Source organism: Lysobacter sp. TAF61 (assembly GCF_052113485.1).
GTDB lineage: Bacteria > Pseudomonadota > Gammaproteobacteria > Xanthomonadales > Xanthomonadaceae > Lysobacter_J.
Window position 1 is genome coordinate 104,134 of record NZ_JBFRDH010000005.1, and the last position, 12,217, is coordinate 116,350.

The window sequence follows — 12,217 nt, forward strand, 5'->3', positions numbered from 1 at the left end:
GCACCGCGTGTGTGCTATCCGCCAGGTGCCGTCCCTGCGGCTGCCGGTTGCGGCCGCAACAGCAACCGCACGTCCTGGCCAATGTAGCGCGACTCGACGATGGCCATGTTGAGCTTCTGTGACATCGAGTCGATGGCGAGCCCGTCGAACAGCGGCCGCGCACGCTCGCCGAGGAGCACCGGTGCGACGTACAAAAGCACTTCGTCGACCAGACCCGCGGCGAGGAACGCACCGGCAAGCGTGGCGCCGGCCTCGAGCTGGATCTCGTTGACGCCGCGCTCTGCAAGCAGGCGCAGCACGGCATCGAGGTCAAAGCGGCCTTCGCGCACGGTCACGGCTGCCAGCTGCGCCTGGATTCCGCGCGGCGGCTTGGCATCGGGCGCGTGGATGTAGAGCGTGGGCGCGTCGCCTTCGCGCACGCGGCCGCGCGCGACCGTGGCCAGGCCGGGATCGAGCACGACGCGCAGCGGCGCCACGAACGGCGTGTCGTCCTCCATGCGCACGGTCAACGCGGGATCGTCGGCGAGCACGGTGCCGGCGCCGGTCACGATGGCCCCGGCGCGTGCGCGCCAGTGCTGCACGTCCAGGCGCGAGGCTTCGCCGCTGATCCACTTCGACTCGCCGCTGGCCAGCGCGCTGCGACCGTCGAGGCTGGTCGCGAGCTTCACCCGCAGCCAGGGGCGGCCGCGCTCCACTCGCGACAGGAAGCCGCGGTTGAGCGCGCGCGCCTGCACTTCCATCAGACCGGACTCGACCTGGATTCCGGCCGCTTGCAGCTTCTCGAAACCGGCGCCGTCGACCTGGGGAAACGGATCGCGCATCGCCGCGACCACGCGCGTGACGCCTGCAGCGATCAGGGCATCCGCGCACGGGCCGGTGCGTCCGGTGTGGGCGCAGGGTTCAAGCGTGACGTAGGCGGTCGCGCCGCGGGCGCGCTCGCCAGCAGCACGCAGCGCGAAGACTTCGGCGTGCGGCTCGCCGGCGCGCTGGTGCCAGCCTTCGCCGACGACTTCCTCGCCATGTGCGATCACGCAGCCGACCATCGGATTGGGTTTGGTGGTGTAGGCGCCGCGCTCGGCCAGGCGCAGGGCCTGGGCCATCATCGCGTGGTCGGTGGCGGTGAATGCCATCAGCGTTTCCTGGTGCGCGGAGCCGGCTCGGGCTCGCCTTCGAGCAGCGGCAGCTGGCCTTCGGCGGAGCTGTCGCTTTCGAGACGGTCGAGCTCCTCGCGGAAATCGGCCACGTCCTGGAACGCGCGGTAGACCGACGCGAATCGTACGTAGGCGACGTGGTCGAGCTTGCGCATCTCGGCCATGACGAATTCACCGACGCGCCGCGACTGCAGTTCGCGTTCGGCCGTCATGCGCAGCTGGTGCACGACCGCGCGCACGGCCGCTTCGATCTGTTCTTCGGCCACGGGCCGCTTCTGCAGCGCGCGGTCGAAACTGGCGCGCAGCTTGCGCGCATCGAACGCCTCGCGGCGGCCGTCGCTCTTGATCACCAGCGGCAATTTCAGCTCGATGGTTTCCAGCGTCGAGAAACGCTCGCCGCAGGCCTCGCAGACGCGACGCCGGCGAATCGTGGCGCCGTCATCGGACACGCGCGAATCGATCACGCGCGTGTCGTTGTGTTGGCAGAAGGGGCAATGCATGCGCTATTGCCCCATTCCGCGCTGCCGCAGCGTCACACTGGCCGCCGGCGTGGTCATCCTCAGCCGTAGACCGGGTACTTGCGGCACTGCTGGGTAACGTTCTCGCGAACCGCAGCGATGACCTTGTCGTCGCCCGGTGCATCGAGCACGTCGCAGATCCAGTTGGCCAGTTCGACGCAGTCGGCTTCCTTGTAGCCGCGGGTGGTGACAGCCGGGGTGCCGATGCGCAGGCCCGAGGTGACGAAGGGCTTTTGCGGGTCGTTCGGCACGGCATTCTTGTTGACCGTGATGTGGGCTTTGCCGAGCGCGGCCTCCGCGTCCTTGCCGGTGACGCCCTTGCCGATCATGTCGATCAGCATCAGGTGGTTCTGGGTGCCGCCGGAAACGATCTTGTAGCCGCGCTTGATGATGGTTTCGGCCATCGCCTGCGCGTTCTTGACCACCTGCTGCTGGTAGGCCTTGAACTCCGGCTCCAGCGCTTCCTTGAAGGCCACGGCCTTGGCCGCGATCACGTGCATCAGCGGACCGCCCTGGATGCCCGGGAAGACGATGCTCTGCAGCTTCTTGACCAGGTCTTCGGACGCATTCTTCGCGACGATGATGCCGCCGCGCGGGCCGCGCAGGGTCTTGTGCGTGGTCGAGGTGACCACGTGCGCATGCGGCAACGGGTCCGGATAGACGCCAGCGGCGACCAGGCCGGCGACGTGGGCCATGTCGACGAACAGGAACGCACCGACCTTGTCGGCGATGGCGCGGAAGCGCGCCCAGTCGATGTGCTGCGAGTAGGCCGAGAAACCGGCGACGACCATCTTCGGCTTGTGCTCGATGGCGAGCTTTTCGACTTCGTCGTAATCGATCATGCCCTGGGCATCGACGCCGTACTGGACGGCGTTGAAAAGCTTGCCGCTGGCGTTGACCTTGGCGCCGTGGGTGAGGTGGCCGCCATGGGCCAGCGACATGCCCAGGATCGTGTCGCCCGGATTGAGCAGGGCGAAATACACGGCCTGGTTGGCCTGCGAGCCCGAATGCGGCTGGACGTTGGCATACATACCTTCCGTGGAGCCGGCATTGAAGAGCAGCTTGAGGCGGTCGATGGCGAGCTGCTCGGCCACGTCGACGTATTCGCAGCCGCCGTAGTAGCGCTTGCCCGGGTAGCCTTCGGCGTACTTGTTGGTCAGGACGCTGCCCTGGGCCTCCATCACGCGCGGGCTGGCGTAGTTCTCCGAGGCGATCAGCTCGACGTGGTCTTCCTGGCGGCGGGCCTCGTTGGCGATGGCCTGGGCCAGTTCATCGTCGTAACCGGCGATACGGGCAGAGCTGGGGAACATTCGCGGAACCTCGAACGGTGGGGGTTGGGAGGGCCAGGGGATCCCGGCGGCCGGGCATTCAGGGCCGATGGGGTGGCGCAGTCAGCCCCCGGATGGTAGCCCAGGCCTTAAAATGCGGCCAGCAACGCGCCGCCCGGCGAGCCCGGACGGCCCATTCCCCACCCACAGGGCCTGCGATCGTGAAATGGGTTTTTGTCTTCCTGTTCCTTGCCAGCGCGGTGTACGTGCACTTCCGCGGCAAGGTACGGCACCGCCTGGGCCGGCAGCTGCTGGACCATTCCACGTTCATGGCCCCGATCAACGTGCTGATGTACGCGTTCTCGCGCGTGCCGACCACCGCGTTCATCCATGAGCCGGGCGACCACTTCCCCGAGCTCGAGCCCCTGCGCGCCAACTGGCAGGTGATCCGCGAGGAAGCCCGCAGGCTGCGCGAGCTGCAGCACATCAAGGCGGCCGAGGGCTACAACGACGTCGGCTTCAACTCGTTCTTCCGCCGCGGCTGGAAGCGCTTCTACCTGAAATGGTACGACGACGCCCACCCCTCGGCGGCGCAGCTGTGCCCGCAGACCACGGCCCTGCTGCGGCAGATCCCCAGCGTCAAGGCGGCGATGTTCACCGAACTGCCGCCCGGCGGAGAGCTGCGCCCGCACCGTGACCCCTTCGCCGGCTCGCTGCGCCTGCACCTGGGGCTGGAGACGCCCAACGACGACGGCTGCTTCATCGAGGTCGACGGCAACCGCTACAGCTGGCGCGACGGCCAGTGGACGATGTTCGACGAGACCTTCATCCACAGCGCCCGCAACGACACCCAGGTCAACCGGATCATCCTGTTCTGCGATGTCGAGCGGCCGATGAAGTACCGCTGGGCGCAGGCGCTGAACCGTGTCATCGCCCGCAACCTGATCGCCGCCGGCGCCTCGCCGAACATGGAAGGCGACAAGACCGGTGGCATCAACCGCCTGTTCAAGTACTTCTACGTGCTGCGCCTGAAGGCCAAGGGCCTGCGGGAGCGCAACAAGAACCTGTATTACGGGCTGAAGTACCTGGCGGTGCTGGCCGTGGTGGCGTTCATCGTCTGGATCTGAGGCCCGTCGCCCCGGCGAATGCCGGGACCCGGGACCGCGACCTGACCGTTGGCCACGGCTCGCTGGCTGGGGCGCCGTCACTGGATCCCCGCGTTCGCCGGATGACGGTGGCCAGGCGGCAGCGGGCCCCGACCCCGTATAATCACCGCTTCCCCGCCCTGCCCCAGGCCTCCCGGCCCGGCTCGGCGCGTCCTGCGTTCCGGAGTGCCCATGTCGCAATACATCTACACCATGAACGGTGTCAGCAAGACCGTTCCGCCGAAGCGCCAGATCATCAAGGACATCTCGTTGTCCTTCTTCCCCGGCGCGAAGATCGGCCTGCTCGGCCTCAACGGCGCGGGCAAGTCGACGGTGCTCAAGATCATGGCCGGCGTCGACACCGATTTCGTCGGCGAAGCGCGCCCGCAGCCGGGCATCAAGGTCGGCTACCTCGCCCAGGAGCCGCAGCTCGATCCCACCCACACCGTGCGCCAGGCCGTGGAAGTCGGCGTCGGTGACGTGCTCAGCGCGCAGGCCGCGCTCGACGCCGTCTACGCCGCCTACGCCGAAGAAGGCGCCGATTTCGACAAGCTCGCCGCCGAGCAGCAGCGCCTGGAGGCGATCCTCGCCACCGGCGACGCGCACATGCTCGAGCAGCAGCTCGAAGTGGCCGCCGATGCACTGCGCCTGCCGCCGTGGGAAGCGGTCGTGGGCAAGCTGTCGGGTGGCGAGAAGCGCCGCGTTGCGCTGTGCCAGCTGCTGCTGCAGAAGCCGGACATGCTGCTGCTCGACGAACCGACCAACCACCTCGACGCCGAGTCGGTGGAATGGCTGGAGCAGTTCCTCGCGCGCTATACCGGCACCGTGGTGGCAGTCACCCACGACCGTTACTTCCTCGACAACGCCGCCGAGTGGATCCTCGAGCTCGACCGCGGCCGCGGGATTCCGTGGAAGGGCAACTACACCGACTGGCTGATGCAGAAGGAAGAGCGCCTCAAGCAGGAAGAAGGCCAGGAAAAGGCGCGCCAGAAGGCGATCCACAAGGAACTCGAGTGGGCCCGCCAGAATGCCAAGGGCGGCCGCTCCAAGGGCAAAGCGCGTCTTGCCCGCCTCGATGAGCTGCAGTCGGTCGACTACCAGCGCCGCAACGAGACCAACGAGATCTTCATCCCGCCGGGCGAGCGCCTGGGCAACGCGGTGGTCGAGTTCAAGAACGTCAGCAAGAAGTTCGGCGACCGTCTGCTGATCGACAACCTCAGCTTCCTCGTGCCGGCCGGCGCGATCGTCGGCATCATCGGCCCGAACGGCGCCGGCAAGTCGACGCTGTTCAAGATGATCACCGGCCAGGAAAAGCCGGACTCCGGCGAGATCACCATGGGTTCGACGGTGAAGCTGGCCTATGTCGACCAGAGCCGCGACAAGCTGGAAGGCAACCACAACGTCTTCCAGGAAGTCTCTGGCGGCCTCGACATCCTCAACATCAACGGTGTCGAGATCCAGTCGCGCGCCTACATCGGCCGCTTCAACTTCAAGGGCCAGGACCAGCAGAAGCTGGTCGGCACGCTGTCGGGTGGTGAGCGCGGTCGCCTGCACATGGCCAAGACCCTGCTGCAGGGCGGCAACGTGCTGCTGCTCGACGAACCGTCCAACGACCTCGACATCGAAACCCTGCGCGCGCTCGAAGACGCACTGCTCGAGTTCCCGGGCAACACGTTCGTGATCTCGCATGACCGCTGGTTCCTGGACCGCATCGCCACGCACATCCTCGCCTTCGAAGGCGACTCGCACGTGGAGTTCTTCCAGGGCAACTACCGCGAGTACGAGGAAGACAAGAAGCGTCGCCTGGGCGCCGAAGGCGCGCAGCCGCACCGCCTGAGGTTCAAGGCCCTGAAGTGATGATCTGGCCCGCGCCCGCTCTGCGGGCGCGGCTTTGCCAGATCGTCATCCCGGCGAAAGCCGGATGAAAGTGGAGACACACGTGACCTTCATCGCGGCCCTGAAACAACGCTGGACCCAGGCCAACTCCCTCGTCTGCGTCGGCCTCGACCCGGAGCCGGCGAAGTTCCCGGCGCGTTTCGCCGCCGATCCTGACGCGGTCTTCAACTTCTGCCGCGACATCGTCGACGCCACCGCGCAGTACGCCTGCGCCTTCAAGCCGCAGATCGCCCACTTCGCCGCGCTTGGCGCCGAAGATGCGCTGCAGCGGCTGGTCGCGCACATCCATGCCGCGCATCCGGGCATCCCGGTGATCCTCGACAGCAAGCGCGGCGACATCGGCAGCACCGCCCAGCATTACGCCAGCGAAGCGTTCGACCGCTACGCCGCCGATGCCGTCACCGCCAATCCCTACCTCGGCCGCGATTCATTGCAGCCGTTCCTCGACCGTGCCGACCGCGGCGTGGTGATCCTGTGCCGCACCTCCAATCCGGGCGCCGGCGACCTGCAGGACCTGGTCGTCGCCGACGGCCGACCGCTCTACCAGCACGTCGCCGAGAAGGTGGCGCGCGAGTGGAACGGCAACGGCAACTGCGCGCTGGTGGTCGGCGCGACCTGGCCGGCGCAGCTGCGCGAAGTGCGCGCGATCGTCGGTGACGTGCCGTTCCTGGTGCCCGGTGTCGGCGCACAGGGTGGCGACGTCGAGGCGGTGGTCACCCATGCGAAGTCTGCCGACGGCACCGGCCTGATGGTCAGCAGCTCGCGGGCGATCCTGTACGCCTCCTCCGGCGACGACTTTGCCGAAGCCGCGGCAGCCGCGGCGCGCGAGCTGCGCGACGAGATCAACCGCCACCGTTGAACCCCGCCATCGCCGCGACACTGCGTCGACACCAGGCAATGGCACCCTAGGAACCGCCATGCCCAGCCGCGCCCTCGAATCTCTCTTCAAGCTCCGCGAGCACGGCAGCGATGTCCGCACCGAACTGGTGGCCGGGCTGACCACGTTCCTGACGATGTCCTACATCGTCTTCGTCAATCCCAGCATCCTCGGCGACGCCGGCATGGACGTAGGCGCGGTGTTCGTCGCCACCTGCCTGGCTGCGGCAATCGGCACGCTGGTGATGGCCTTCGCCGCCAACTACCCGGTCGGCATGGCGCCGGGCATGGGGCTGAACGCATTCTTTGCCTTCACCGTGGTCGGCGCCATGGGCTACAGCTGGCAGCAGGCGCTGGGTGCGGTGTTCATTTCCGGCATCGTGTTCCTCCTGCTCACCATCACCGGCGCGCGCGCCTGGCTGATCGCCGGGATACCGCATTCGCTGCGCAGCGCGATCACGGCGGGCATCGGCCTGTTCCTGGCCATCATTGCCCTGCAGAAATCCGGCGTGATCGTCGGCGACGCGGACACGCTGGTGTCGCTCGGCGACCTGCGCGAGCCCGAGCCGCTGCTCGCCGTCGCGGGCTTCCTGCTGATCGCGGTACTGGAAGCCTGGCGCGTGCGCGGCGCGATCCTGATCGGCGTGCTGGCGGTGACCGCCTCGGCGCTGCTGCTTGGCCTGGTCGAGTACCACGGCGTCATCGACATGCCACCCAGCCTGGCGCCAACGCTGATGCAGCTCGACATCGCCGGCGCCCTCGGCGGCGGCGCAGGCCTGTCGTGGTCGGCGATGCTGCACGTGGTGATCGTGTTCGTGCTGGTGGAGGTGTTCGACGCCACCGGTACGCTGATGGGCGTGGCGCGCCGCGCCGGCCTGCTGCCGACCGACGATGCCTCGCCGGCGCAGCAGAAGCGTTTCGGCCGCGCCCTGTTTGCCGACAGCACCGCGATCCTGGCCGGTTCGCTACTCGGCACCAGCAGCACCACGGCCTACATCGAGAGCGCCTCGGGCGTGCAGGCCGGCGGACGCACTGGCCTGACCGCGCTGGTGGTCGCTGCGTTGTTCCTGCTCGCCCTGCTGTTCTCGCCGCTGGCCTCGATGGTGCCGCCGTATGCGACGGCGCCGGCGCTGCTGTTCGTCGCCGGACTGATGCTGCGCGAACTGGGCGACGTGCATTGGGACGACCTCACCGAGTCGGTCCCGGCGGCGCTGTGCACGCTGGCGATGCCGTTCACCTACTCGATCGCCAATGGCCTGGCGTTCGGCTTCATCGCCTATGCGGTGCTGAAGCTGGCAACCGGACGCGCGCGCGAAGTGCACTCGGCGGTGTGGGTGGTGGCGGTGCTGTTCGTGCTGCGCTTTGCGATGGCCTGAGGCCGCTTCGAATCGCTACGGCAGGTGCTTCAGGCGGGCACGCGTGTAGGCCAGCGGAAAGCGCAGCCAGATCGCGGCGAACACGCCCAGGCGCAGCCACAGGCTTCGCCGTGGCGCCTCGAACTTGCGGAAGTAGCGCCACAGGCCGCGGTGCTTGTGCCACTCGACGAACAGCGGCCGCGAGCGGCTCGAGACGCCGCGCACGTGCAGCACGCGGATGTGGTTGGCGACAGCGATGCGCGCGCCGGCCTCGCGCGCGCGACGGCACAGGTCGAGGTCTTCGGCATGCAGGCGATAGCCTTCGTCGAAGCCGCCGATTCGCACGAACAGCGCGCGCGGCATCAGCATCAGTGCGCCCGAGATCGCCTCGACCGGTTGCAACGCCTGCGCGTCGTCGATCGACAACTCCAGTTTCGCCGCCGGCGTGCCGCCGAGCGCGCCCGCCAGCATCGCGGAGAAATCGGGGTCGCGCCGGCGCGCTGCTCCGTCACGCAGGCCCTGCTCGTCGACCAGGTCGGCACCGAGCAGGATGTCGCCTTGGCCGGCCGCCAGCGTGCGCAGGCGCGCCAGCGTGTCCGGCTCGACCAGGCAATCGGGGTTGACGAACGCCAGCCAAGAAGCGTCGCCGTTGGCATCGCGTGCGCCCTGGTTGCAGGCGACCGCGAAGCCGGGGTTGTCGGGATTGGCGATGAAGCGCACGCGCGTATCGGCCATGGCGTGGCGCTGGACGATCTCGAGCGTGTCGTCGTCGGACTGGTTGTCGACCACGCGGATGGCAGTCACGCCGTCGGCGCCGCGCAGGCGCTGCAGGCAGTCGTCGATGGTCTCGCCGCTGCGGTAGGTCACCACGACGACGGCGATGCCGTCGGCAACAGCGACTGCAGGGGCGGGAGAATCAGGCGAAGAGATCACGTTGCGGTTCCGGCGGGCCGATGCTGTCGAGCAGCAGGGCCAGTTGCGTGCGCGAGGGTCGCAACGGGTCCTGCATGAGGAAGTTTGCCAGCCGCGGATGCCAGTCGGGCCAGCGCGCCGCAAGTGCGTCCATGTCGCCGTCGAACGGCACGCCTTCGCCGCGGCGGCCGACGAAGGCGGTGTCGCACAGCACGTTGCGCCAGCCCAGGCCGGCCAGTCGCAACGACAGGTCGATCAGGGCCGCGTACCACGAGCCGTAGCTGCTGGCATCCAGACCGCCGACGCGGCGGCGCGCACTGCCGCGGATCAGCACCGCATGGGTCACGGCGGCAGGCAGTTCCGGATGCAGTGCCGGCATGCCGGCGGCCGCGCGGGACAGGCGATCGAGGTCATGCGCAATGGCGTCGATCTCGCCGATGCGCGGCCATGATGCGGCTTCGCCGGCGTTGCTCCAGGGCGTCGCGGTGGCGATGGCGCCGTCGCTGGCGAGCCCGGCGGACAATCGCAGCAGCCAACCCGGCGAAGGCGTCGCATCGGCCGCCAGCACGGCGACATCGGCATCGCCGCATGCGGCCAGCACTTCGTCGAGATGCGCGACCTCGCCAACGCTGCGCTGGCGCCGCGTGTAGTCGGCCTTCAGCGCGGTGCGCGCGATCCAGCGCTCGATGATGGCGTAGCCGCGCGGACCGGCCTGGGCATCGTCGGCCAGCCACACGTGCGTGCCCGGCGCGGTGGCGGCATCGAGCGCGGCGAGGCAGCCATCGAGCGCCTCGTCGTCGCTGCCCACCGGCACCACCACGATGGGTGCCGCGCCAGACGCTGGCGTCACTGCTGTCCCGGCCGGCGCGGTTTGTTCTGCAACGGCTCCATCGCGCGGAAGCGGCGGCCGTACTCGTCGGTCAGGTCGCGTGCCTCCTGCGGGTTCTGGACGATGGTCGGCGTCAGCAGGATGATCACTTCGTTGCGCGTCTTCTGCGAACTCTGCGTGCCAAACAGCGCACCGATGACCGGAATCCGGCTCAACCCCGGCAAGCCGGAGGCGCCGCGCGTGACGCCATCGTTGATCAGGCCAGCGAGCATCACCGTGTCGCCGCTCTGCACCGCGGCCTCGGTCTTGAGCCGGCGCGTGTCGATGCGCACGTTGCCGTTCGGATCTGCCGTATCGGGACTGCCGGGCGTGCTGACTTCCTGGACGATGTCGAGGAACACCACGCCATCCTTGGCCACGCGCGGGCGCACCTTGAGGATGGTGCCGGTGTCGAGGTACTGGACCTGGCTGTAGGTGTTGTCGGTGTTGACGCCGGAATTGACCGTCACCGACGAGATCGGGATGCGGCTGCCGACATTGAGCGTGGCCTCGGCGTTGTTGCGCACCATCACCGAGGGCGTCTGCAGCAACTGCAGGTCGGTGATGCTGTCGAGCGCGCTGATCACGGCCGCGGCGTCATTCTTGAACAGCGACCAGACCAGGCCGTTGCCGCCGACGCCACCAATGCTCGCGCCCAGCGTGCTCCATTTTTGCGGGATGCCGGTGCCGGGCGCGGTCACGTCCGGAAAGCCGTTGTCGGTCGCCGCCTTTTCCAGGAACCAGCTCACGCCGTAGCGCAGTTCGCCCTGCAGCTGCACCTCCACCACTTGCGCCTCGATGTGCACCTGCATCGGCATCACGTCGAGGCGCTCGATCACGTCGCGGATCGACTTCCACGCCGACGGGCTGCTGCGCACGATCAGCGAGTTGGTCTCCTCGATCGCCGACACACCGACGCGGTCGCCGTCGACCTCGAGGGTAAGGCCGGCGTTGCCGCTCTGGCGGGCATTGAGCGAAAGCGACCCCTCGCCCAGGCCACCACCACCGCTGCCGCCGGAGCTGCCGGTGTCGCCACCGCCCAGCGTCGCCGTACTGCCGTAGTCGCCGTCCTTGAGCTCGACCGGTTCCAGGCCCGGCATCAGCGACGGTGCGCCGTTGCCGCCGCCCCCGTTGCCGCTGCGGCCGTTGCCGAACACGTCGCTCAGGCGGTCGGCGAGGTCCTTGGCCTTGATGTACTTCAGCTCGTAGGAATACAGCTGGACGCTGCCGCCGGCGTTATCGATCCGGTCGAGCCACTGCTGGATGTCGTCGAGATAGTTCGCCTGGGACGTGATCACCAGCACCGCATTGGCGCCTTCCAGCGGCATGAAACGGAACATGCCCGCCACCGGCGACTTGCTCTGCTCGCCGAACACCTTCTCCAGATCGGCCACGACCTTGCTGGCCTTGCCCGATTGCAGCGGGAACACGCCCACCGACATGCCGGCCAGCCAGTCGACGTCGAACACCTCGATCGTGCGCAGGTAGTTCTCGAGCTCTGCGCGGCTGCCGCCAACGGTTATGACGTTGCGGGAATTGTCGACGTTGACGATCGCGTTCGGTCGCGCGTAGGGCTTGAGGATCTTTTCCATCTCGGTCGCCGAGACGTACTTGAGCGGCACCGTGCGCACCTCGAAACCTCGCGCGTTGGCCGCCCCGCCGGTGCGCGCGGCGACGTTGCCGGCCAGGGCCTGGTCGGCGGCCACCACGTTGTAACGGCCACCGCTGTAGACCAGGCGCGCGTTGTTCCAGCCCAGCACCATCTCGAGCAGGTTCAGCGCCTCGGCCGGGCTGACCGGCTTGGGCGTGGCCAGGGTCACGGTGCCCTGCACGCCCGGGGCGATGACGTAGTTCTGGCCGAGCATGTCGCCGAGGATCGCCTTGACCACCGCATGCAGCGATTCGCCTTCGAAGTTGAAGGTGGCCGAGCCGCTGGTGGCTCCCAGGTTCGGCGGCGGCGCCGATCCGGCGCTCTTGTTGATCACCTGGCCCGTGCCGCGACGGATCTGCGGACGGGCATCACCACCGGTGGCCGGATCGGGCAGCGGCTGCGTCGTCGTGCCGGCCGTCGTGGCCGTCTCCTGCTGCACCGGGGCGGGCCGGCCATCGCGTCGCACGTTCGGCACCGGCGCGCTTGCGCAGGCCGCCAGCAGGCTGGCGATGGTGGTGGTGACGATCGCCTGGGTGGCGAATTGGCGGGCGGCGAGCTTCCGGGCGCTGGGCTTCAT

The 12,217-nt window shown here is 68.3% G+C and carries 10 protein-coding genes; 4 read left to right on the top strand and 6 right to left on the bottom strand.

Going from position 1 to position 12,217, the window contains the following annotated elements:
* Positions 1 to 14: 14 nt before the first annotated feature.
* The 3 genes from ribD to glyA are packed head-to-tail and all read right to left on the bottom strand — an operon-like array spanning position 15 to position 2,979.
* Entirely contained in the window at positions 15 to 1,130 is a 1,116-nt protein-coding gene (gene ribD / locus AB4Y64_RS12465; RefSeq protein ID WP_441816779.1) for a bifunctional diaminohydroxyphosphoribosylaminopyrimidine deaminase/5-amino-6-(5-phosphoribosylamino)uracil reductase RibD, read from the bottom strand.
* Entirely contained in the window at positions 1,130 to 1,651 is a 522-nt protein-coding gene (gene nrdR, locus AB4Y64_RS12470) for a transcriptional regulator NrdR (protein ID WP_441816780.1), read from the bottom strand. Before nrdR ends, ribD begins: the two co-directional genes overlap by 1 nt.
* Positions 1,652 to 1,710: 59 nt before the next feature.
* Positions 1,711 to 2,979 carry a serine hydroxymethyltransferase gene (glyA, locus tag AB4Y64_RS12475; protein WP_441816781.1) on the bottom strand — a complete coding sequence of 423 codons (1,269 nt, stop codon included), beginning with the start codon at positions 2,977 to 2,979 and terminating at the stop codon, positions 1,711 to 1,713.
* Positions 2,980 to 3,155: 176 nt separating this feature from the next.
* Between glyA and lpxO the strand changes: the two genes are divergently transcribed.
* The 4 genes from lpxO (at position 3,156) to AB4Y64_RS12495 (ending at position 8,230) form a co-directional block, all read left to right on the top strand.
* Positions 3,156 to 4,064 carry a lipid A hydroxylase LpxO gene (gene lpxO, locus AB4Y64_RS12480; RefSeq protein WP_441817011.1) on the top strand — a complete coding sequence of 303 codons (909 nt, stop codon included), beginning with the start codon at positions 3,156 to 3,158 and terminating at the stop codon, positions 4,062 to 4,064.
* Between the two features lie 210 nt (positions 4,065 to 4,274).
* The gene (gene ettA, locus AB4Y64_RS12485) at positions 4,275 to 5,939 is read left to right on the top strand and encodes an energy-dependent translational throttle protein EttA (RefSeq protein WP_441816782.1); all 1,665 of its coding nucleotides are present in this window, start codon (positions 4,275 to 4,277) and stop codon (positions 5,937 to 5,939) included.
* A gap of 64 nt (positions 5,940 to 6,003) precedes the next feature.
* Positions 6,004 to 6,837 carry an orotidine-5'-phosphate decarboxylase gene (gene pyrF, locus AB4Y64_RS12490; RefSeq protein ID WP_441816783.1) on the top strand — a complete coding sequence of 278 codons (834 nt, stop codon included), beginning with the start codon at positions 6,004 to 6,006 and terminating at the stop codon, positions 6,835 to 6,837.
* 58 nt (positions 6,838 to 6,895) lie between these two features.
* On the top strand, positions 6,896 to 8,230 hold the full coding sequence (locus tag AB4Y64_RS12495) for an NCS2 family permease (RefSeq protein WP_441816784.1): 1,335 nt from the start codon (positions 6,896 to 6,898) through the stop codon (positions 8,228 to 8,230).
* A gap of 15 nt (positions 8,231 to 8,245) precedes the next feature.
* On the opposite strand, the gene AB4Y64_RS12500 is transcribed toward AB4Y64_RS12495, so the two are convergent.
* The 3 genes from AB4Y64_RS12500 to gspD are packed head-to-tail and all read right to left on the bottom strand — an operon-like array spanning position 8,246 to position 12,217.
* On the bottom strand, positions 8,246 to 9,091 hold the full coding sequence (locus tag AB4Y64_RS12500; RefSeq protein WP_441817012.1) for a glycosyltransferase family 2 protein: 846 nt from the start codon (positions 9,089 to 9,091) through the stop codon (positions 8,246 to 8,248).
* A 34-nt stretch (positions 9,092 to 9,125) separates the two neighbouring features.
* Positions 9,126 to 9,971 (bottom strand): glycosyltransferase family 2 protein, encoded by an 846-nt coding sequence (locus AB4Y64_RS12505; RefSeq protein WP_441816785.1) that lies wholly within the window; start codon positions 9,969 to 9,971, stop codon positions 9,126 to 9,128.
* Complete coding sequence (gene gspD / locus AB4Y64_RS12510) at positions 9,968 to 12,217, bottom strand: type II secretion system secretin GspD (protein ID WP_441816786.1); 2,250 nt, start codon at positions 12,215 to 12,217, stop codon at positions 9,968 to 9,970. The genes AB4Y64_RS12505 and gspD overlap by 4 nt, the downstream gene beginning before the upstream one ends.

Excerpts from the sequence above, each read along its gene's own strand:
- ribD (WP_441816779.1), bottom strand. The coding sequence starts at position 1,130 with ATGGCATTCACCGCCACCGACCACGCGATGATGGCCCAGGCCCTGCGC.
- nrdR (WP_441816780.1), bottom strand. The coding sequence starts at position 1,651 with ATGCATTGCCCCTTCTGCCAACACAACGACACGCGCGTGATCGATTCG.
- glyA (WP_441816781.1), bottom strand. The coding sequence starts at position 2,979 with ATGTTCCCCAGCTCTGCCCGTATCGCCGGTTACGACGATGAACTGGCC.
- ettA (WP_441816782.1), top strand. The coding sequence starts at position 4,275 with ATGTCGCAATACATCTACACCATGAACGGTGTCAGCAAGACCGTTCCG.
- pyrF (WP_441816783.1), top strand. The coding sequence starts at position 6,004 with ATGAAAGTGGAGACACACGTGACCTTCATCGCGGCCCTGAAACAACGC.
- AB4Y64_RS12495 (WP_441816784.1), top strand. The coding sequence starts at position 6,896 with ATGCCCAGCCGCGCCCTCGAATCTCTCTTCAAGCTCCGCGAGCACGGC.
- gspD (WP_441816786.1), bottom strand. The coding sequence starts at position 12,217 with ATGAAGCCCAGCGCCCGGAAGCTCGCCGCCCGCCAATTCGCCACCCAG.